The sequence below is a fragment of the Sphingosinicellaceae bacterium genome (assembly GCA_019285715.1).
Classification (GTDB): Bacteria; Pseudomonadota; Alphaproteobacteria; order Sphingomonadales; family Sphingomonadaceae; genus Glacieibacterium.
The window spans coordinates 1,525,028-1,544,523 of the sequence record CP079108.1; the positions used below are offsets into that span (position 1 = coordinate 1,525,028).

At 63.1% G+C, this 19,496-nt stretch carries 22 protein-coding genes; 9 read left to right on the top strand and 13 right to left on the bottom strand.

Annotated elements, in window-relative coordinates:
- Positions 1-238: 238 nt before the first annotated feature.
- The 4 genes from msrB to KX816_07055 all read left to right on the top strand — a co-directional run bounded on the left by msrB (position 239) and on the right by KX816_07055 (position 3,484).
- Positions 239-685 (top strand): peptide-methionine (R)-S-oxide reductase MsrB, encoded by a 447-nt coding sequence (gene msrB / locus KX816_07040; protein ID QXQ07753.1) that lies wholly within the window; start codon positions 239-241, stop codon positions 683-685.
- Entirely contained in the window at positions 685-1,194 is a 510-nt protein-coding gene (gene msrA / locus KX816_07045) for a peptide-methionine (S)-S-oxide reductase MsrA (GenBank protein QXQ07754.1), read from the top strand. The genes msrB and msrA overlap by 1 nt, the downstream gene beginning before the upstream one ends.
- A gap of 181 nt (positions 1,195-1,375) precedes the next feature.
- Positions 1,376-2,322, top strand: a protein-coding gene (locus tag KX816_07050; GenBank protein ID QXQ07755.1) for an IS630 family transposase whose coding sequence is annotated in 2 segments (ribosomal slippage) — positions 1,376-1,712 and positions 1,712-2,322 — 948 coding nt in all. Because the reading frame shifts where the segments join, the coding sequence is not laid out codon by codon here.
- A 214-nt stretch (positions 2,323-2,536) separates the two neighbouring features.
- A complete protein-coding gene (locus tag KX816_07055; GenBank protein ID QXQ07756.1) occupies positions 2,537-3,484 on the top strand; it encodes a transposase in 948 nt (315 codons plus the stop codon).
- Between the two features lie 697 nt (positions 3,485-4,181).
- Here KX816_07055 and KX816_07060 read toward each other — a convergent pair.
- Positions 4,182-5,078 (bottom strand): LysR family transcriptional regulator, encoded by an 897-nt coding sequence (locus KX816_07060; protein ID QXQ07757.1) that lies wholly within the window; start codon positions 5,076-5,078, stop codon positions 4,182-4,184.
- Positions 5,079-5,153: 75 nt separating this feature from the next.
- On the opposite strand from KX816_07060, the gene KX816_07065 reads away from it, so the two are divergent.
- The 3 genes from KX816_07065 (at position 5,154) to KX816_07075 (ending at position 7,426) form a co-directional block, all read left to right on the top strand.
- Positions 5,154-5,945: a dioxygenase gene (locus tag KX816_07065; protein ID QXQ07758.1), complete on the top strand. Its 792-nt coding sequence runs from the start codon at positions 5,154-5,156 to the stop codon at positions 5,943-5,945.
- 24 nt (positions 5,946-5,969) lie between these two features.
- Positions 5,970-6,575, top strand: coding sequence for an NAD(P)H-dependent oxidoreductase (locus tag KX816_07070; protein QXQ07759.1), 606 nt, complete (start codon positions 5,970-5,972; stop codon positions 6,573-6,575).
- A gap of 96 nt (positions 6,576-6,671) precedes the next feature.
- Positions 6,672-7,426, top strand: a protein-coding gene (locus tag KX816_07075; protein ID QXQ07760.1) for an IS5 family transposase whose coding sequence is annotated in 2 segments (ribosomal slippage) — positions 6,672-7,005 and positions 7,005-7,426 — 756 coding nt in all. Because the reading frame shifts where the segments join, the coding sequence is not laid out codon by codon here.
- A gap of 30 nt (positions 7,427-7,456) precedes the next feature.
- On the opposite strand, the gene KX816_07080 is transcribed toward KX816_07075, so the two are convergent.
- Positions 7,457-7,633 (bottom strand): hypothetical protein, encoded by a 177-nt coding sequence (locus KX816_07080; GenBank protein ID QXQ07761.1) that lies wholly within the window; start codon positions 7,631-7,633, stop codon positions 7,457-7,459.
- A 175-nt stretch (positions 7,634-7,808) separates the two neighbouring features.
- On the opposite strand from KX816_07080, the gene KX816_07085 reads away from it, so the two are divergent.
- Positions 7,809-8,387, top strand: coding sequence for a cytochrome P460 family protein (locus tag KX816_07085; protein ID QXQ07762.1), 579 nt, complete (start codon positions 7,809-7,811; stop codon positions 8,385-8,387).
- A gap of 197 nt (positions 8,388-8,584) precedes the next feature.
- On the opposite strand, the gene KX816_07090 is transcribed toward KX816_07085, so the two are convergent.
- The 8 genes from KX816_07090 to KX816_07125 form a co-directional block, all read right to left on the bottom strand.
- Complete coding sequence (locus KX816_07090; protein QXQ07763.1) at positions 8,585-9,583, bottom strand: alpha/beta hydrolase; 999 nt, start codon at positions 9,581-9,583, stop codon at positions 8,585-8,587.
- Between the two features lie 50 nt (positions 9,584-9,633).
- Positions 9,634-10,185 (bottom strand): carboxymuconolactone decarboxylase family protein, encoded by a 552-nt coding sequence (locus KX816_07095; GenBank protein QXQ07764.1) that lies wholly within the window; start codon positions 10,183-10,185, stop codon positions 9,634-9,636.
- A 199-nt stretch (positions 10,186-10,384) separates the two neighbouring features.
- Complete coding sequence (locus tag KX816_07100; GenBank protein ID QXQ07765.1) at positions 10,385-11,305, bottom strand: LysR family transcriptional regulator; 921 nt, start codon at positions 11,303-11,305, stop codon at positions 10,385-10,387.
- Positions 11,306-11,501: 196 nt separating this feature from the next.
- Complete coding sequence (locus KX816_07105) at positions 11,502-12,449, bottom strand: transposase (GenBank protein QXQ07766.1); 948 nt, start codon at positions 12,447-12,449, stop codon at positions 11,502-11,504.
- Positions 12,450-12,641: 192 nt separating this feature from the next.
- Entirely contained in the window at positions 12,642-13,082 is a 441-nt protein-coding gene (locus tag KX816_07110; protein ID QXQ07767.1) for a hypothetical protein, read from the bottom strand.
- Positions 13,083-13,137: 55 nt separating this feature from the next.
- On the bottom strand, positions 13,138-14,046 hold the full coding sequence (locus tag KX816_07115) for a haloalkane dehalogenase (GenBank protein ID QXQ07768.1): 909 nt from the start codon (positions 14,044-14,046) through the stop codon (positions 13,138-13,140).
- A 207-nt stretch (positions 14,047-14,253) separates the two neighbouring features.
- A complete protein-coding gene (locus tag KX816_07120; GenBank protein QXQ07769.1) occupies positions 14,254-15,015 on the bottom strand; it encodes a methyltransferase in 762 nt (253 codons plus the stop codon).
- Positions 15,012-15,758, bottom strand: coding sequence for a peptidase (locus KX816_07125; GenBank protein QXQ07770.1), 747 nt, complete (start codon positions 15,756-15,758; stop codon positions 15,012-15,014). Before KX816_07125 ends, KX816_07120 begins: the two co-directional genes overlap by 4 nt.
- A gap of 38 nt (positions 15,759-15,796) precedes the next feature.
- On the opposite strand from KX816_07125, the gene KX816_07130 reads away from it, so the two are divergent.
- Positions 15,797-16,732 carry a glutaminase gene (locus KX816_07130; protein QXQ07771.1) on the top strand — a complete coding sequence of 312 codons (936 nt, stop codon included), beginning with the start codon at positions 15,797-15,799 and terminating at the stop codon, positions 16,730-16,732.
- 11 nt (positions 16,733-16,743) lie between these two features.
- Here KX816_07130 and KX816_07135 read toward each other — a convergent pair whose 3' ends face one another.
- The 3 genes from KX816_07135 to KX816_07145 are packed head-to-tail and all read right to left on the bottom strand — an operon-like array spanning position 16,744 to position 19,437.
- Positions 16,744-18,282, bottom strand: a complete 1,539-nt coding sequence (locus KX816_07135) for an FMN-binding glutamate synthase family protein (protein QXQ07772.1) — start codon at positions 18,280-18,282, stop codon at positions 16,744-16,746.
- A gap of 28 nt (positions 18,283-18,310) precedes the next feature.
- Positions 18,311-19,036 (bottom strand): cytochrome c biogenesis CcdA family protein, encoded by a 726-nt coding sequence (locus KX816_07140; protein QXQ07773.1) that lies wholly within the window; start codon positions 19,034-19,036, stop codon positions 18,311-18,313.
- A gap of 2 nt (positions 19,037-19,038) precedes the next feature.
- A complete protein-coding gene (locus tag KX816_07145; protein QXQ07774.1) occupies positions 19,039-19,437 on the bottom strand; it encodes a thioredoxin family protein in 399 nt (132 codons plus the stop codon).
- Positions 19,438-19,496 lie beyond the last annotated feature (59 nt).

The window sequence follows — 19,496 nt, forward strand, 5'->3', positions numbered from 1 at the left end:
AATGGTTTGAGGCTGCAGGGTAGTCGGGGCCGTTTGATCGGTAGAATGCCGAGATGCTATCGGTTCGATAGGGTGGCGCTATCATTCTCCAGCGAAGTCGGGATCTACGGCAGAACGACCGTGGCGCATGTGGTGCGGTTCCGGCGGACCGGGTCTATTCCGAGTACCAGACGGAAACCGCAGTCGCTTGGATTCACTGTTGCAACGCTTACCTGTCCTATCCAGTCAGGAGAACGAAATGGCCGAATATCAAAAATCCGAAGCCGCGATCGCCAACCTGACGCCGGAGCAGTTCCGCGTCACGCAGCACAGCGGCACCGAGGCCCCCGGCAGCGGCGAGCATCTCGACAACCACGAGGCCGGTATCTACGTCGACATCGTCTCGGACGAGCCGCTGTTCGCGTCATCGGACAAGTACGAATCCGGCTGCGGCTGGCCGAGCTTCACCAAGCCGATCGAGCCTGCAAATGTCGACGAGCTGCGCGACACGGCGCACGGCATGGTCCGTACCGAGGTCCGCTCGGTGAACGGTGACAGCCATCTCGGACACGTCTTTCCGGACGGCCCCGAGGACCGCGGCGGGCTGCGTTACTGCATCAATTCGGCCTCGCTGCGGTTCGTCGCGCGCGAGGACATGGAAGCCGAGGGATACGGCGCTTATCTCAGCCAGGTGGAGGATATCTGATGACCATTGAACGCGCAGTTCTGGCCGGCGGCTGCTTCTGGGGGATGCAGGACCTCATCCGGCGCTTGCCCGGCGTGGTCTCGACCCGCGTCGGCTACACCGGCGGCGACGTGCCCAACGCCACCTATCGCAATCACGGTGACCACGCCGAGGCGATCGAGATCAATTACGATCCCGCCAAGACCGATTATCGTTCGCTGCTCGAGTTCTTCTTCCAGATCCACGATCCGAGCACGCCGAACCGGCAGGGCAACGACCGCGGCGCGAGCTATCGCTCGGCGATCTTCTACGTCGATGACGAGCAGCGCCGGGTTGCACTCGACACCATCGCCGACGTCGATGCGTCCGGCCTGTGGCCCGGGAAGACGGTGACGCAAGTCGTGCCGGTCAGCGACTTCTGGGAGGCCGAGCCCGAGCACCAGGATTATCTGGAGCGCATCCCGAACGGTTACACCTGCCATTTCGTGCGTCCGGCCTGGACGCTGCCAAGACGGGCCGATGCGGCATAGCCGCAGATGCGTTGGCGATTTGCGGATCATGTGACCTTTACGCCAGCGGCAGCGGCAGCGGCTGACCGGATGCTGCGGGGGGAGCAGATAGAGCATCTTTCGAGCTGACAGACTCGTTGGGGATTCCCAAGCCGGCTTCGATCTGATTCAAGATGCATGCTGGCGAGGGAGGCTGGCGTGCATGACCAAGGCGCTGTCGATCGATCTTCGTGAGCGTGTTGTTGCGGTGATCGACGGGGGTTTGTCACGACGCCAGGCGGCGGCTCGGTTCGGGGTCAGCGTGTCGAGCGCGATCCGTTGGCATGCGCTGGCGAGACAGACGGGTGCTGCCACGCCAAAGCGGCAGGGCGGCGACCGGCGCTCGGGACGGATCGAGGCCCATGCCGACATGATCCTCGGCGCCGTCGCCAGGCAGCCCGACATCACGCTTGCCGAGCTACGCGAGATGCTTACCGGGCACGGCGTCACCGTCGGCATCGCGACGCTGTGGCGGTTCTTCGCGCGTCGGAAGATCACGCTCAAAAAAAGTCCGGGCATGCAGCGGAGCAGGATCGTCCCGACGTCGTAGCTCGCCGCGAGGCGTGGTTCGAAGGTCAGCTCGACCTCGATCCGCATCGCCTCGTGTTCATCGACGAGACCGGGGCCAACACCAAGATGGCGCGCCTTCACGGGCGTGCCCCGTGCGGGCAGCGGCTGCGGATGAGCGTGCCGCACGGACATTGGAAAACCACGACGTTTACGGGCGCTCTGCGGTTGACGGGCATGACCGCGCCGATGGTGCTCGACGGCCCGATGACGGGCGAGTGGTTCCTCGCCTATGTCGAGCAGGTGCTGGGGCCGACGCTCAGCCCCGGCGACGTGATCATCATGGACAACCTGCCAGCCCACAAAGGCGCCGCCGTCCGTGAAGCCATTGAGGCGAGCGGCGCGACGCTGCTCTTCCTCCCGCCATACTCGCCCGACTTCAACCCGATCGAAAACGCCTTCTCGAAGCTCAAGGCGCTGCTCCGAAAAGCCGCCGCCCGAACCGTCGACCAGCTCTGGACCGTCATCGGCAACAGCCTCGACGCATTCACACCCGACGAATGCGCCAACTACTTCAGGCACGCCGGCTATGATGCGTACTGATCGGAAAATGCTTGTCTTATGAAGACTCCGGCCTTTCTGCGAAGATAGGCCGCCGCCGACGAGCCGCAAACTCGCCGGTGGCGGGAAGGGACGGATCGTAAAAATGCTGGTCGTCATGGACCGAGCTAGAGTTTGATCGCCCTTCTCTTTTCCTGTGGCCTGAACGGATACGTGGGCTTGTGGGCCCGCATGACAAGCAGAGGACCTGGAAAAGATGGAGACCAGTATAGCTCAGAATGTCGGCGTCGATATCTGCAAAGCGACGCTCGACGTTCACTTGCACCCGGCGGGCACAGCCCGCCAGTTCACCAATGATGCCAAAGGCCTCAAGGCCTTGCTGGGCTGGCTTGCAGATCGTCGCATCGCCCGCGTCGTCTTCGAGCCGACCGGACGCTACCACCACAACTTCGAGCGCCGGCTCGGTAGTGCCGGCTTGCCGCTTGCCAAGGTCAACCCGCGCCAGGCCCGGCGCTTTGCCGAGGCAATCGGCTGCAACGCCAAGACCGATGCAGTCGACGCCGCGATGCTGGCACGCATGGGTGCCTTGCTCGAGCTGCCGTCGCGGCCAATCGTCAGCGAGATCCTCGACGATATGAAGGAGTTGCAGGTTGCCAGGCTCGGCCTGGTCAAGGACCGGACCGCTGCAAAGAACCGCGAGCATGTTTGTCGCTCGCGGCTTTTGAAACGCCACGCCGCGCAGCGGCTTGCCCAGATCGACCGGCAGATCGCCGCGATCGACGCCGAGCTGAAAGCCAGCCTGTCCCGCGAGCCGGACCTTGCAACGCGCTTCGAGGTTCTCGTCTCCATTCCCGGTATCGGCGAGACTACGGCGATCGCCATGCTCATCGAAATGCCCGAACTCGGAACGCTCGACAGCAAGCAGGTCGCGTCGCTGGCCGGCCTCGCACCAATCGCCCGCGACAGCGGGCAGCACCGCGGCAAGCGTCATATCCGGGGCGGACGAGCCCAGCTGCGACACGCGCTTTACATGCCCGCGCTCGTCGCCACCCGGTTCAACGCCGACATGAAGGCTAAATATAAGGCTCTCGTTGCTGCCGGAAAACCGCCGAAAGTAGCCATCACAGCGGTCATGCGTAAGCTCGTCATCCTGGCAAACTCGCTGCTCAAAACAGGCAGAAACTGGACACCGAAATCCGCTTGATCACAACGGATACTCTAGTGGTCGTTGGCGACTTTAAGTCTGAAAGCTGTAGCAGCGACAAATCACCGGAGGATGTTCCGCAGGCCGGAGAGTTCGGCGATTATCCTGGTGGCGAGACTGATCGGTGGTCCCATAAGTACACCCGAATAAGTCGCATGACCGACGCGGTCTCTGCGGTCGTCGAAAGCGTCGGAATGCCATTCCAGAGGATGAGTTTCGAGTGAACGATGAGCCTGGCGCTTCCGCCCGCGTTGGCTTTTCGGTAGACGTCTGCGTCGTCGAAGCTCGAGATCCGGTTGCCTAGTAACTCTCTAATGCCGCTCGGGAGCAGGCTTTGTCTCTGGACGACGGTGTCGTTGCAAATCGATTAGACCGTAATTTCTAGGTCTCCACGCCAAGTGTGGGCGGATTGACAGGTTGGCGCGTGGTTATTCCGTCCTGCTGGATGGCGTGAATGTTATACGGGCCGGAAAGCCGATCATTTGCTCACGCTCAAGAATGCGGAATAATTTAGCCGGCAGGCGACACGTCACCGACCCACCGTTTGGAAGATCGGAATAGCGGGTTGGTCAATGTGATGCAGCGGCTCCGACGGAGAAGTCCCAGAAGACTCCGGGAGACGCCGATCCGCGGCGATCTTGACCGGACTGACCGTCCACAAATGGGGTCTTCCAGATTGTTGAACTGGGCCACTGCGTCAGGCAAATTGCGCCTGCAGGTTGGTGAGCAACCACGTTCCCGCGCGGCCCAGCGGATGGTCGCGCATGTGCGCTGCATAGACCGTCAGCGAACCTTTCGGACCAGCCGGGTCGTCCTCGATGACGAGCGCCACGAGCCTGCCCGTGGCGATGTGCGGCGCCACGAGACGCTCGGGCATCCGGCACCATCCCATGCCCGCCAGCAGGAAGTCGAGGCGGCGGCCCAGCTCGACAAAGCGCCATTGCCGCGATCCGACCACGCCGTAGCTCGGCCCGTCGGGCGCGGATGGGTCGGACAGGACGAGCTGGACATGGTCGCTAAGGTCGCTGCGGGTCGCTGCCCGGTCGAGCCGTGCCAGTGGATGATCGGCCGATACCACCGGCACGAGTTCGATGCCGAGCAACGGCAGGGCGACGACATCCTCGGGCACGTTCGGCAGCAGGATGCACAGTGCCAGCGCTGCCTCGCCGCGCCGCAGCCGACGCTCGGCGCCGCCGAGCCCCTCCGTCGAGAAGCTGACCGACAGGCAGGGGAACTCAGCGCGCAGCGCATGCAGGCTGTCGATGAAGGTATCGGTCGGCACCAGCGGGTCGATCGCAATCGCCAGCTCAGGCTCGACGCCGCCGCGCGTCGCGGCAGCGATCGCCTCGAACCGGGCGGCGCCGGACAGCACCGTGCGCGCCTGGGCAACGAGGACGCGCCCTGCCTCTGTCAATACCGGCCGAAAGCCCGAGCGGTCGAACATTGCGATACCTTGCGCATGCTCGAGCGTTGCGACCATCTGGCTGATCGCCGATTGCGCGCGGCCGAGCCGACGTCCGGCCGCCGAAAAGCTGCCGACCTCGGCGATCGTGACCAAGACGCGGAGCTGGTCGAGCGTGAGGTTACCGATCATCCATCGGCAAGACTGATGGACATCATCACAACTTCATAGCTGTCGCTAGCCGCCTGCGGAACCCATATAACCGGCATGCAACCGACATTCTTCATCAATCACGGCGGCGGACCTTGCTTCTTCCTCGACCCCGGGCCGATGCGCGACACCTGGCGTGAGCTTGAAGACTATCTGCGCGGCTTCATGGCGACGCTCGACGAGCGACCGCGTGCGATCCTGATCGTCTCGGGCCACTGGGAAGCGGATGCGCCGACCGTTAACGCAGGCGCGCATCCGGCATTGATATACGATTACAGCGGCTTCCCGGCACACACCTACCGCCTGACTTTCCCGGCACGCGGCGCGCCCGATGTCGCGGCTAGAGTCAACGCGCTACTGTCTGCGGCGGGCATCGCCAGTGCCAGCGAGACGTCGCGCGGCTGGGATCATGGCGTGTTCGTGCCGCTCAAGGTCATGCTGCCGGGAGCGGACGTGCCTGCTGTCCAGCTCTCGCTCCAGCGCGGTCTCGATCCTGCCACCCACCTCGCGATCGGCCGAGCCTTGAAGCCGCTGCGCGACGACGGCGTGCTGATCCTCGGCAGCGGCCAGAGCTATCACAACATGCGGGGCTTCTTTGCCGGCGGTGGGCCCGACCTCAAGGCCGAGGCCTTCGACGAATGGCTTCGCGCGGCGATGATCGATGGCCAGAACCGGGACAGCGCCCTGCTGCGCTGGGAGGACGCCCCGGGTGCCCGCGACGCGCAGCCGCAAGAGGATCATTTCTTGCCGCTGATGGTCGCGGCCGGTGCCGCGTACGGCGAACCCGGCACTGTCGACTTTCACGGCCATGCACTCGGCAAGCCGATCTCCGGCTTTCGTTTCGGCTGATCCATTCCCCTCAGGAGTATACCCATGACCAAGCTTCTCGTCGTTGAGACCAGCCCGCGAGGCGACCATTCGATCTCGCGCGGCCTTACCCGCCGCTTCGTCGCTGAATGGCAGGCGGCGCATCCCGATGGCGAGGTCGTCATCCGCGACCTGATGGAGACCCACCTGAAGTTCATCGACGCGCCGTGGCTGCAGGCGTATTTCACGCCGGCCGAACAGCACTCGTCCGCGATGAAGGAGGAGCTGGCCCTGTCGGACGATCTCGTCGCCGAACTGCTCGCCTGCGACCACCTCGTCATCGCGACACCTGTCTACAACTACAATGTCCCCGCTGCGCTCAAGGCCTGGATCGACAGCATCGTCCGCAAGGGGATGACACTGGGCTTCGATGGAAGCGGCCTCGTCCTGGGCAAGAAGGCGACCATCCTGATGGCCTCGGGCGGCGTCTACACCGAAGGCTCGCCGATCCGCGACCGCGACATCGCCACGCAGTACCTGCGCCTGATCCTGAAGATCATTGGCATCACCGACGCCACCTTCATCGCCGCCAGCAATGCCAAGTCGGTCGACATGGGCGAGATCGACCGCGATGCCTTCCTCGACAAGTTCTCGAGCGAGATCACCGCTTAAGCCGCGTAACAGTAGGCAACTAGGCTCAGGACCCATTAAAGGGATTCCCATCGGATCGATGATCTGATTCATTGGTGGCGCTGAGGAGGCGTCGCGATGAGTGATCTGATCTGGTTGTCGGCGGCACAGATGCGTCGGATCGAGCCGTATTTTCCACTGTCGCACGGCGTACCCAGGGTCGATGACCGGCGGGTGATCAGCGGGGTCATCTTCGTGATCAGGAACGGCTTGCGCTGGCGCGATGCACCCAAGGATTATGGTCCGCACAAGACGATCTACAACCGCTTCATCCGCTGGAGCCGGCTCGGCGTGTTCAACCGCATCTTCGCAGCGCTGGCGGCAAAGGGCGGCAAGCCTGACCAGTTGATGATCGATGCGACACACCTGAAGGCGCGCCGGAGCGCCGCCAGCCTGCTCAAAAAAGGGCTCTTCCCCGATGTATCGGACGCACCAAAGGCGGCCTGAACTCCAAGCTGCACGCGGTCTGCGACGGCCAGGGTCGGCCGCTGGTGATGCTGCTTACGGAGGGGCAGACGAGCGACTACAAGGGCGCAGCGCTGATGCTCGAGGCCCTGCCCAAAGCCAAGGCCATGCTCGGCGACCGGGGCTACGACGCCGACTGGTTCCGCGCCGCGCTGCTCGCCAAGGGCATCGCACCCTGCATCCCGTCGAAAGCCAACCGCAAGATACCCATCGACCATGACCGCATACTCTACCGGCAACGTCACCGCATCGAGAACATGTTCGGCAAACTCAAAGACTGGCGGTGCATCCACACCCGCTATGACCGCTGCGCCCACACCTTCTTCTCGGCTATCGCAATCGCCGCCACCGTCATCTTCTGGCTCTGATCAATGAGTCCTGAGCCTAGAAAGGGCTCGTCACATCCAGTCCCGCTGCAGCCCTTTCAATGAAGTACCTAGGTAACCATAGCAGCTAAAATCAGCCGTATGAACCGCGGCGGTGTTGGAGATCGTGCGATAGTTGTAGTCGACGCAATCGCGGAAGGTAGCCACGCCGAACTTGGTTTTCGAACGCTGAAGCATCCCCTTGGACATGCCATCCGAGAAGATTCCGGCGCGGTGAACGGTCTAGTCCAGATCGTTAGGCTCGGTGTTCAGATAAGCCATCACGGCCTCGTTATCTAGTTTCCTACAAGCCGATGAACGTAAATTCGGGTCCACTTGTCGGCAATGTGATGATCGTGGATATCGAAACAGGAGGCACATCGTCATGAAGTTTATTAATGCGGCGAGCTTGCTCGTTTTGATCGGCCTGAACGCTTGCGAGAACGCGGCTCAACAAACGGTCGCTTCGACCAGCGGCACAGATGGACCGGTCTTGGACACCGCTGGAAATCTGCGCGTGCCGAGGAACTACCTCACTACGTATGAGACGCTGGGGAGTTGGGCAGTCGCCGCCGACAGCCGTCAGGGATCAAAGGAAATGCATATCGTCTATGCCTCTCCTGGTACGATCAACGCTTACCGCAAGACCGGGCGCTGGCCTGATGGTGCAGTCCTCGTTAAGGAGGTTCGCTCGACCGTGACGGCGCCGATGACAACAGGCACTGTCAGCCACCCCGGAGCGCTGAAGGGTTGGTTTGTCATGGTGAAGGATGGCAAAAACAGCCATCCGCAAAACAAGCTTTGGGGCGATGGTTGGGGCTGGTCATGGTTTGATGCAGCCAAGCCTCTGCACACAACGTCGAGCGATTATAAAGTGAACTGTCGGAGTTGCCATATGCCGGCCCAAAAAACCGACTGGATCTACGCCCAAGGTTACCCGAAACTTACCGGATCCTTGCCATAGTTGCTGAGAATATCACCATTCTAAGGCTCTGCAATCTTTGCTTAGCTGCAGCGACCGAAAACAATGATTACGACCTAGGGCCACGCCGCAATGTCACGTCTTTGGGCCCTCGCAAGTCCTTGGCCATCAGCATTACAAGGATCTTCGGGTTGGCAGCGTTCGGGGCTCCACTTACTGAAACCCCGGCGCCGCGTCCGCTACTTCTTCGGCTTCACATGTGCATCGTAAAAGCTGATGATATGGTTTGCGATGAAGGGTAGGTTGTCCTCGGTGGCAAAACGTCCGGCGTTGAGCCGGTAGAACTCGGCTTTGGGAAGGTCCTTCAGATACGATTCACCGCCTTCGGGCGTGAAGAACACGTCGTGCTGGCCCCAGAAGATCAGCGTCTTCGGCTGCTGGTCGCGCAGGAACTTCTGCCAGACCGGATAGAGCGCGACGTTGTTCCGGTAATCGTAGAACAGGTCGAGCTGGATGCGCAGGTTCTTGGGTCCGGCGACGGAGGCCGCATCGCTTTCATAGCTTTCCGGAGCGATCAGCTCGGGATGGCCGGCGCCACCGAGATAGACCGTGTTCTTGATCGCATCGAGCGTGTTGAACCCGGCGAGCGGGGCTTCGTTCGCCGCCGTGCGGTCGATCCACAGCGCCTTGCGGAAGCCGTCCCACGCCGGCGAGAAGCCATTTTCATAGGCGTTGCTGTTCTGGACGATCAGCCAGTCGAGCGCCTTGGGATTGCGGCCGACGATGCGGAAACCCACCGGGCCGCCGTAATTTTGCACGTACAGGCCGTAATGGTCGAAGCCCTTGGCGGCGAGAAATTTCTCGATCGTTACGGAGATCGCATCGAACGAATAATGGTACGTCGCCGGGTCGGGATGGTCGCTGTTGCCGAAGCCCTGGTAGTCGGGGGCGATGACGTGGAACCGGCCGGCGAGCGCCGGGATCAGGTTGCGATACTGGTGCGACGACGAAGGCCAGCCGTGGAGCAACACCAGCTTGGGGTTCTTCGGGTCACCGGCCTCGCGATAGGCAATGGTCAGGCCGTCGACCTTGATGGTGCCGTAGTGAACCTGGGTCTCGGCAACCGGGGTGGTGATGACCGCCGCCGGCGCTGCGTAAGCGGCAACCGACATGACGAGGGTGGATGCGGTGACGACGGCGCTGAAGGCAGCCGCCAGCAGGCGATGTTTGCGGGTCATGGCAATGGTCTTTCAATATGAGGGAAGGCGGCGATTGCCGGGCAGGGCGCTCAGGCGGCCTTGCGGGGCTCGACGACCGGAAAGTCGATCTCGGTGCCGAAAATCTCGTTGACGTAGAAAGTCCAGGTGTTGAGCACGACATGCTGGACGATCTCGAGCAGCTGGGCGTCGGTGTAACCGGCGAGTCGGACCGCCGCGAGGTCGGCCTCGGCGATGCTGCCGCGCTGGCGAGCCACCTTGGCAGCGAAGCGGACGGCGGCATCGGCCATCGGGTCGTTCGACGCACCGCTGCGGTTGGCGGTCATTTCCGCATCGTCGAGATTGGCGATGTGCTTGCCCATGTAGGTGTGCGCGGACAGGCAATAGCCGCAGCCGTTCACCTCGGCGACGGCGAGCGCGATCCGCTCGCGGGTCGGGGCGGGCAGGTCGCCTTTGCCGAGCGCGACGAACATGCGGAGGTGCCCCTCGAGCGCGTGCGGGCTGTTCGATATCAAGCGGTACATGTTCGGCACCAGGCCGAATTGGGCGTTGACGGCCTCGAGCAGCGGCTGCGACGCGGCGGGGGCTTCGGCGATCGTGGCGGGGGTCCGGATACGGGACATCGGTGCATTCCTTTGGCGCTGGCGGGCTGCAGCGCCCGGTAAGCACAAACTAGGCGCTTCCGCTTTCTTGGAATATCTGGCAAGATCAGGAACCAGACTTCCGTTTTACGGAAGCCCGGTAAAGTACTGCATGGCGATATAGTTGCCGCGTCCGACGGCGGCAACCTCCGGCAAGTCACGCCAGTTCTGCGAACCGCGCCTAACCAGCGAAAGCTCTCTCGATCGCCGCCAGGCTCAACTGCAGTCGGGGGACGACGAAATCGAGAAAAGCCCGCAACTTCATCGGTTGCTGCTGATGCGGGGCGTGGACGAGCTGGACCGGTATCGGTGGCGGTGCCCAATCGGACAGGATCGGGATCAGACTGCCATCGCTCACGCTGTTCGCGGCCTGGTAGGACAGCACTCGGGCGATCCCGAGGCCTGCGCGAGCGCCGCCGGTGACCCCGTCAGCGGTGTTGACCGAAAATCGCGGGTTGATGGTCACCTGCTGCGCCTTGCCTCCCGCATCGACGAATGGCCATTCGCGGTAGCTCTGCAACCCCTCGAAGGCGATGCAGTCATGACCAGCGAGCTCGGCGGGTTTGCGGGGTTCGCCGCGGGTGCCGAGATAGTCCGGGCTCGCGCAGACCACCCAGCGGATCTCTCCCGCGCGCCGCGCGACCAGAGCGCTGTCGGGCAAACGCCCTATCCTTACGGCCACGTCGACACGGTCCTCGAGTAGGTCGACGACATTATCGGACAGCACCAGACGTACCGTCACCTCTGGATAGGCGTATAGGAAGTCATGGACGATAGGTGCCACGATTAGGTTGCGGAACAGGATCGGCGCGGTGACGAGCAATTCGCCGCGCGGCGCACGGTATTCGCCAGAGGCCGAGCGCTCGGCCTCCGCAAGCTCGTCGAGAACGCGCCGCGCCGAGGCGACATAGGCTGCACCCGATTCCGTGAGCAGCAGCTTGCGGCTGGTGCGGACCACGAGCTGTGACCCGAGCATCGCCTCGAGATCCGAAACGCGGCGACTGACGGTCGAGAGCGGGATATTCAGCGTGCGGGAGGCAGCGGACAGACTTCCTCCGTCGATCGCCGCAACCAGCGTACGCATTGCCTCGAAACGATCCATTGAGGCTCTCGGATAACGGAAGTGTAAGCATCAACGATACGGCCTGCCGAGGCTTTGTGGAAGGACGTATCATGGAATTGCGATGCGTCCGTCCGAGCGCGTCTGGCCTGTCCGCGATAGGCTAGTGTCAGGTGTAGAACTCGCTGGCGATCTTCCACCGGCCGCCGACCTTGAGCAGCTGGAGTATCCGTTGTGATCAAGCGGATTTCGGTGTCCAGTTTCTGCCTGTTTTGAGCAGCGAGTTTGCCAGGATGACGAGCTTACGCATGACCGCTGTGATGGCTACTTTCGGCGGTTTTCCGGCAGCAACGAGAGCCTTATATTTAGCCTTCATGTCGGCGTTGAACCGGGTGGCGACGAGCGCGGGCATGTAAAGCGCGTGTCGCAGCTGGGCTCGTCCGCCCCGGATATGACGCTTGCCGCGGTGCTGCCCGCTGTCGCGGGCGATTGGTGCGAGGCCGGCCAGCGACGCGACCTGCTTGCTGTCGAGCGTTCCGAGTTCGGGCATTTCGATGAGCATGGCGATCGCCGTAGTCTCGCCGATACCGGGAATGGAGACGAGAACCTCGAAGCGCGTTGCAAGGTCCGGCTCGCGGGACAGGCTGGCTTTCAGCTCGGCGTCGATCGCGGCGATCTGCCGGTCGATCTGGGCAAGCCGCTGCGCGGCGTGGCGTTTCAAAAGCCGCGAGCGACAAACATGCTCGCGGTTCTTTGCAGCGGTCCGGTCCTTGACCAGGCCGAGCCTGGCAACCTGCAACTCCTTCATATCGTCGAGGATCTCGCTGACGATTGGCCGCGACGGCAGCTCGAGCAAGGCACCCATGCGTGCCAGCATCGCGGCGTCGACTGCATCGGTCTTGGCGTTGCAGCCGATTGCCTCGGCAAAGCGCCGGGCCTGGCGCGGGTTGACCTTGGCAAGCGGCAAGCCGGCACTACCGAGCCGGCGCTCGAAGTTGTGGTGGTAGCGTCCGGTCGGCTCGAAGACGACGCGGGCGATGCGACGATCTGCAAGCCAGCCCAGCAAGGCCTTGAGGCCTTTGGCATCATTGGTGAACTGGCGGGCTGTGCCCGCCGGGTGCAAGTGAACGTCGAGCGTCGCTTTGCAGATATCGACGCCGACATTCTGAGCTATACTGGTCTCCATCTTTTCCAGGTCCTCTGCTTGTCATGCGGGCCCACAAGCCCACGTATCCGTTCAGGCCACAGGAAAAGAGAAGGGCGATCAAACTCTAGCTCGGTCCATGACGACCAGCATTTTTACGATCCGTCCCTTCCCGCCACCGGCGAGTTTGCGGCTCGTCGGCGGCGGCCTATCTTCGCAGAAAGGCCGGAGTCTTCATAAGACAAGCGTTTTCCAGCCCGATGAACTTCCGGCCGCATCGGTGTTGACGAAAACCAGCGAGACCTGCGCCAGCGCGCCGTCCTGTTGAATGTTGATGTCCTTAAAGCTTTGGCGAAACGGCGCACCGTCGAACACGCCCTTCCGGAACGCCTCGTAGTTGTGCGTGCCGCCGGCGATCGAACCATGCTGGACCGCCGTTTCCGCATCGGAGAACGGAATCTCCTTGTTGAGCAGCAACGTCTCGAAAAAGGCCTCGTCCTTCGTGCTCACGGCAGTCGTATAGGTGTCGAGCAGCGCCTGGATCGCGCGTCGGTCGTCCCCGACGCTTTCGAAACTGCGAGCTGGGACCGTTTGCGCCGACAGCGACCCCGCCAGGAACATCACCCCGATCGCAGCCAACGCCAGCCGGCGAATGTTCTTCCAGCCATCGATCATCGAAACATCCTGATAATTGCGCCAACAGCGCGGAACACAGTCCAGCGTCGTACCGTCACCCGACATCGCTGCTGATCAGCATGTCGATCAACGCGCACAGTTCCTCGGGCGCGTCCTCCTGGAGGAAATGACCGGCACCCGCGATGATGCAGTGGGGCTGGCCGCGCGCGCCGGGGATGCGGTCGATGAAGATCTTTTCGCCGCCGCGGGTCACTGCATCGTTTTCACCGAAGGCGGTCAGGACCGGCTTCTCGAAACGACTGAGCACCTCCCACGCGGCAAGGTTCTCGGCGACCGAGGCATGGTCGGCAGTGATCGGCACCAAAGTCGGAAATTGTCGCGCGCCCTCCTTGTAGCGCTCATCGGGAAATGGCGCGTCGTAGGCCGCGATCTCCGCCGGGGTCAGGCTGCGCGTCACGCCGCCGTCGACGATCTTGCCGACCGCGAACTGCGGGGTGTTCTGGCTATACGCGAGCCAGGCGTTGAACCCGGCCGACGCTCCGGTGCCGACCGGGAGCCCGGTGTTGGCAATGAGCAGCCGGGCAAAGCGCTCGGGGAACGCTGCGACCAGCCGCAGCCCGATCAGGCCGCCCCAGTCCTGGCAAAACAATGTGGTGTCCTGCAGGTCGAGCGCCTCCAGCCAGATGGACATCCACGCGACATGGCGCTCGTACGTATAGTCGAGCCGCGCCGCCGGTTTGTCGGACTTGCCGAAGCCGATCAAATCCGGCGCAATCACCCGGTAGCCGCGGGCCGTCAGCAACGGCACGAACATGCGATAGAGGTAGGACCAGCTCGGCTCGCCGTGCATCAGCAGGACGATCTTGCCGTCGCGCGGGCCTTCGTCGAGATAGTGGATGCGCAGCGAGTTGCCGTCGGCATCGACGATAGTCCGGTAGTGCGGTTCGAAAGCATAGTCGGCGAGGCCGCTGAAGCACTCGTCCGGTGTCCTGAGTATATCCATTCGTACCTCCGTCATGCAGGCAGCTCGGGGTCGCAACCGTAAATTGCGTATGGTCGCAGAGGGGCAGCGGCGCAGCCTGTAGGCGATAGGCCTGCGCACTCAATGTAAGTCCGTGCCGTCAGTCGCGTTGGTTACAGGTCCCACCAAACGCCACCGATCGGATCGACCGTTGGTCACCCCACGCAGCCCGCCCGCTGCCGGCACCGGTCAGGGGCGTTGGAAGACAAAGACAAACTGGTCGGTGCGACCTCGAGTGGCCGGGTCGAACACCCTTGTGGTGTGCGGGTCGTCAGGATTGCGCAACAGGTCGCTGTGGCCGACGAACCGAAAGCCGGCCGCGGCCATGTCCGACTTGACGACCTCGGGATCGATGCGGTGCGTCGTGTTGGTCGCCTCGAGCTTCGACCCCGCCGGCGCGACATGGTCGATGACGACGAAACGGCCACCCGGCTTCAGAGTATTGAAGACCGCCTTGTCGAACGCCGCGACGTCCGCTGGCCCCATGAACGGGTCATAGAGATCGTGGTAATTCAGCCGGATCCAGACGATGTCGGCCTTCGTCGGCAGGCTGAAGGCGTTGACGTGATTGACGACCGCGGAGACGTTGGCGTGGCCCGGTAGCGACATCGCGCCAGCCGCCGGCGTGACGATCTTGTCGTCCGCGTCACCTTCGAGAAGATGGACAGCATAAACCTTGCCGGAGGGTCCGACGATATCGGCAAACAGTCGATCCCAGTAATCGCCGGGCCAGATATCGGCGATGGTGTCGCCCACGTGGATACCGAGGAGGGCGAGCAGTTCGGCAGGATGGCGCGCTGCATCCTTCATCCGGTCGGCATCCGGCCGGGCGGGGTCGGCAATCGCCGCGGAAATCCTCGCACCGGTCGTGGTTGCGGCGCCGGCCGCCGTTCCGGATAGCAGGGCAACCGCAGCGATAGCGCTCGTCAAACACCTCATTCTGGGTGTCATCGCGCCGGCTCCTTTGTCGTGGCTCGCAGGGGCGCTGGCAGCGCGGCGACAAGCCGGGCAAGCCCTTCGCCGTAGTCCTGTCGCAGCTGCCGCCAATAGTCGTTGTTCTCTTCGAATGTCGCCAAATCCTCGCCTGAGAAGCTCCCGCTCTCATAGCGCAGCAGATCGATCGGTGGCCCGACGGACAGGTTACTCCTGATCGTCGCATCGAAGGACAGCAATGCGAGCTTGCCCGCTTCGTCGAGGGTGCTGCTCGCGGTCAAGGCTCGGTCCAGGATCGGCTTGCCGTACTTGGTCTCGCCGATCTGCAGGAACGGCGAGCGGTCCGACGCCTCCACGAAATTGCCTGCCGAGTAAATTTGGAACAACCGCGGCGGCTCGCCCCTGATCTGGCCACCGACGATGAAGCTGCCCGTCGGATTGCCGTAGTCCTTCACGTATTTGGTGTCGCGGTCGACGACCGTGCGCAAGGTATCGCCGACGATCTTGGCAACATCCAGCATCGTCCGGGCGGTATGCACATCTCCGGTCGCGTCCGACCCTGCCGCCTCCCGCAGGGTAGTCACGACCCATTGCGTCGTCGCCAGATTTCCGGCCGAGAGGATGGTGATGAGCCGGTCGGCGGACTTGGCGATGATCGTCATCTTGCGCACGGTCGCAATCTGATCGACACCCGCATTGGAGCGCGAGTCCGAGGCCAAGACCAGGCCGGCGGGCAGAAGGATTCCAAGGCAATAGGTCAAGGGGTGTGCTCCTCGGCAGGCAGGCAGGCGGATATCTCATGCCCATGGCGGACGCACTGGATCTCGATGAGATCGTTACGCGCGTTCATGCGGACATGGCGACCCACCTCGGCCGCGGCAAAGTGGCGGATTATATCCCGGCCTTGGCGCGGATCGATCCGCGGCAATTCGGCATCGCGATCGCCTCGTGCGACGGCCGCACGGCGATGGCGGGCGACGCCGACACCGGCTTTTCGATCCAGAGCGTCTCGAAAGTCTTTACGCTTGCGCTGGCGCTGGAGAAGGTCGGGGCTAGGCTGTGGAAGCGGGTCGGCCGCGAGCCGTCGGGGTCGCGCTTCAACTCCATCGTCCAGCTCGAACATGAAAAGGGCATCCCGCGAAATCCGTTGATCAACGCCGGTGCCCTTGTCATCACGGACACCCTGCTCGACGGTGATCCCGGCAAGGTAATCGAGCAGATCACGGCGTTTCTCCGCCGCTTGGCGGACGACGCCAGCGTGTCCATCGACGAGGAAGTCGCCGAGTCCGAGGCTGAAACGGGGTTTCGCAATGCCAGCCTGGCCAATTTCCTGCGCGCCAACGGCAATCTGCACGGGGCGGTCGCCGACGTATTGAGCGTCTATTTCCACCAGTGCGCCCTGCGCATGAGCTGTCGCCAACTGGCGAGGGCGGGCCTGTTCCTCGCCGATCATGGCGTGGATTCGCCGACCGGCGAGCGCGTCACCACTGCCACCCGGGCACGGCGCATCAATGCCCTGATGATGACCTGCGGCCACTACGACGCGTCGGGTGACTTCGCCTTCCGGGTCGGCCTGCCCGGAAAAAGCGGCGTCGGCGGCGGTATTCTCGCCATTGCCCCACGCCGCGCCTCGATCGCCGTCTGGTCGCCCGGACTGAACGCCGCGGGCAACTCCGAGGTCGGGGTGCTGGCGCTCGAGCGACTGGTGTCGCTGACGGGCTGGTCTATCTTCTGAGGCCGCCAGCCTCACTGAGCCATCGACCGCGCCTTGGCAGCCACTGCGCGGGAGCCGGAATCGGCCGGATCGTCGGTCGGGTAGAGCTCATACAGCGGCCGCGAGATGGCGTCCGGGCAGACGATGCGGACGTGGAAGCGTCGGAGTTGGCGAGAGTTGGTTACGCCGCAGCTATGGGCGATGGTCTCTACATCGTGCCTGAGATTGGTGCAGTAATTAGTCACCCGCACCGCCTTGTCGGTCGGATCGAGACCCATCTGCAACCTTTTGTCGTGCGTGGTCACGCCCGTCGGACAGGTGTTCTTGTTGCACTTCAGCGACTGGATACATCCCAGCGCAAACATGAAACCCCGCGCCGAATTGACGAACGTCGCGCCCGCGCAAAGCGCCCACGCCACTTCGGCGGGCGTCGTCAGCTTGCCCGACGCAATGATCGGAATGCGCTCGCTGAGCCCGTGTTTCTTGATGATGTCGCGGACCAGCGGCAGCGACTCCCTAATCGGCAGGCCGACATTGTCCATCAGCGCCATCGGCGCGGCACCGGTACCGCCATCGCCGGAGTCGAGCGTGAAGAAATCCGGTCCAACGCCCCGTTCATCGATCATGACCATCAGGTCTTCGAGCCATCCATAGGCGCCAATCACCGCCTTGATCCCGACCGGCTTCAGCGTGATCGCCTTGATCCGAGCGATGAAATCCAGAAGCTCCGCATTGCTGTTGATCTCGGGGTGGCGGTTAGGACTGTTCGAGTCTTCCCCGGACGGTATGCCGCGAATGGCGGCGATCTCCGGAGTGACCTTCGCGCCCGGCAGGATGCCGCCTTTCCCTGGCTTCGCGCCCTGCGATAGCTTGACCTCGAACAACTTGATCTGCGGCATCGCGGCGAGTTCGCGAAGCCGTTCTTCGTCGAGCGTCCCGTCGGGGTGGCGGACCCCGTATTTGGCGGTGCCGATCTGGAAAACGATGTCGGCACCGCCCTCGAGGTGATAGCTCGACAGGCCGCCTTCGCCGGTGTTCAGCCAGCATTGGGCGGCTTTGGCCCCCCTGGACAAGGCGAGCACCGCCGGCGCTGACAACGCACCGAAGCTCATGCCCGAGATATTGAAGAATGATCTGGCGAGATAGGGATTGGGGCAATCCCGACCGATGATGAAGGGCGGCGTCGCTTCGATATGCTCTTCCAGGGTCGGATACGGACAGTTCACGAAGATCGCCGTCCCAGTTTCCCGTATGTATTTCGTCGACCCGAAGGCGACGGTCTGATCACTGTTCTTAGACGCGCTCTCGACCCAGGTTCGGTCGGCGCGGTTGAACGGCAATTCGTCACGGTCCATGGCGAAGAAATATTGGCGGAAGAATTCGCCTAATCCGCTCAATATGTGGCGCAAATGGCCGATGACCGGATAGTTGTGCAGGATCGCATCATGGTGTTGCCGCCGGTCGAGCGCAAAGACAACGACGATGGCGATAAAGACAACGCCGACACAGAATATGAAGAGGGTCGCCAGCGCCTCCATAGTGTTCGGCACGGAAGACGACAGAAATGTCATGTGAACATGCACCCCACAATCCGGCCAGTCAGATCGATGTCGTAAGATCGGTTAGCCAGGCCGGCGAGTTGGCCACGACGACACCTTCGAACACCCGGTCGGTGCCGGTGATGATGAGCAGGGCAACGAGGACGACGACGCCGCCAAGGACACGCTTGCCGCTGCCGCCGGCCTGCATCAGCGTGCGCCGCCAGCGGCTCAGCAGGCCACGCGCCGCGAAGGCTAGAACCATCAGCACCGAGGCGATGCCTAGGCCAAACGCCAGCATGACGAGCGCCACCTCGCCGAGGTCGCGGCCCTGCGCGGCGAGGACGGTCGCGGTGCCCAGCGTCGGCCCGACGCACGGGCTCCAGACGAGCCCGAGCAGCACGCCGATCGCCGCTTGGCCCGCCAACCCGTAGCGTTCGAGACCTGACTGGCGCGCCGTCGCCCAGTTGGCGAGCGGGGCCAGCGCACGTTCGACCACCGCCTGCGCCGCCGGCACCAGCAGCGCAATGCCGACGAGCAGCAGGACCACCGCGCCGATCGACCGCACGACCTCGCTGTCAAGGCCTGTCGAGGCACCGAGCGTCGCCACCGCAAAGCCGATCAAGGTGAACGAGGTGACAAGCCCGACACCCAGCGCGAGCGGCCCGAGCCGGCTGCGCTGCGCGGCGCTGCCGAGCACGATCGGCACCAAGGGCAGGACGCACGGCGACAGGATCGTCAGCGCGCCGGCTGCGAAGGACAGAAGCGGGTTGAGACCGGAAGCCAAGATTAGCGGACCGTCGACTGCAGCAGGTTCGTGATCTGCGTTTTGTCTGTCTGGAACGCGATCCGTCCGATCTCGCGGTGTCCCTTGAAGGCGATCAAGGTACCCTGCTTGGCGACGCCGAAGCTTTTCCACTCGGCCTTCTGCTTGTCGTAATTGATCTTGAAGATTGTCAGGTGCGTGTACCGAGGGTCGCTGGTGGCCGCCTTTATTGTGTGTTCCTGCGAAGCGCAGACCGGACACCACCAGGCGGCGACGTCGACGAGGATTGGTTGACCGGCGGCTTGCGCTGCGTCGAACGCCGTCCGGCTAAACGGCGCGTATTCAACCGCTTCCGCCGGCACGGCACTGGCGATTGTCGAGGCGATCGCCGCGGCGATCATGAGCGTATTCCTGCGAAGCATGAAATTCTCCAGTCGGTCGGGCACAGCCGCGACACGTACCGGGCGATCCGTTCCGGCGC

Bases quoted from the DNA above. Each gene is read 5' to 3' on its own strand.
- msrB (QXQ07753.1), top strand. From the start codon at position 239: ATGGCCGAATATCAAAAATCCGAAGCCGCGATCGCCAACCTGACGCCG.
- msrA (QXQ07754.1), top strand. From the start codon at position 685: ATGACCATTGAACGCGCAGTTCTGGCCGGCGGCTGCTTCTGGGGGATG.
- KX816_07055 (QXQ07756.1), top strand. From the start codon at position 2,537: ATGGAGACCAGTATAGCTCAGAATGTCGGCGTCGATATCTGCAAAGCG.
- KX816_07060 (QXQ07757.1), bottom strand. From the start codon at position 5,078: ATGATCGGTAACCTCACGCTCGACCAGCTCCGCGTCTTGGTCACGATC.
- KX816_07065 (QXQ07758.1), top strand. From the start codon at position 5,154: ATGCAACCGACATTCTTCATCAATCACGGCGGCGGACCTTGCTTCTTC.
- KX816_07070 (QXQ07759.1), top strand. From the start codon at position 5,970: ATGACCAAGCTTCTCGTCGTTGAGACCAGCCCGCGAGGCGACCATTCG.
- KX816_07080 (QXQ07761.1), bottom strand. From the start codon at position 7,633: ATGTCCAAGGGGATGCTTCAGCGTTCGAAAACCAAGTTCGGCGTGGCT.
- KX816_07085 (QXQ07762.1), top strand. From the start codon at position 7,809: ATGAAGTTTATTAATGCGGCGAGCTTGCTCGTTTTGATCGGCCTGAAC.
- KX816_07090 (QXQ07763.1), bottom strand. From the start codon at position 9,583: ATGACCCGCAAACATCGCCTGCTGGCGGCTGCCTTCAGCGCCGTCGTC.
- KX816_07095 (QXQ07764.1), bottom strand. From the start codon at position 10,185: ATGTCCCGTATCCGGACCCCCGCCACGATCGCCGAAGCCCCCGCCGCG.
- KX816_07100 (QXQ07765.1), bottom strand. From the start codon at position 11,305: ATGGATCGTTTCGAGGCAATGCGTACGCTGGTTGCGGCGATCGACGGA.
- KX816_07105 (QXQ07766.1), bottom strand. From the start codon at position 12,449: ATGGAGACCAGTATAGCTCAGAATGTCGGCGTCGATATCTGCAAAGCG.
- KX816_07110 (QXQ07767.1), bottom strand. From the start codon at position 13,082: ATGATCGATGGCTGGAAGAACATTCGCCGGCTGGCGTTGGCTGCGATC.
- KX816_07115 (QXQ07768.1), bottom strand. From the start codon at position 14,046: ATGGATATACTCAGGACACCGGACGAGTGCTTCAGCGGCCTCGCCGAC.
- KX816_07120 (QXQ07769.1), bottom strand. From the start codon at position 15,015: ATGACACCCAGAATGAGGTGTTTGACGAGCGCTATCGCTGCGGTTGCC.
- KX816_07130 (QXQ07771.1), top strand. From the start codon at position 15,797: ATGCCCATGGCGGACGCACTGGATCTCGATGAGATCGTTACGCGCGTT.
- KX816_07135 (QXQ07772.1), bottom strand. From the start codon at position 18,282: ATGACATTTCTGTCGTCTTCCGTGCCGAACACTATGGAGGCGCTGGCG.
- KX816_07145 (QXQ07774.1), bottom strand. From the start codon at position 19,437: ATGCTTCGCAGGAATACGCTCATGATCGCCGCGGCGATCGCCTCGACA.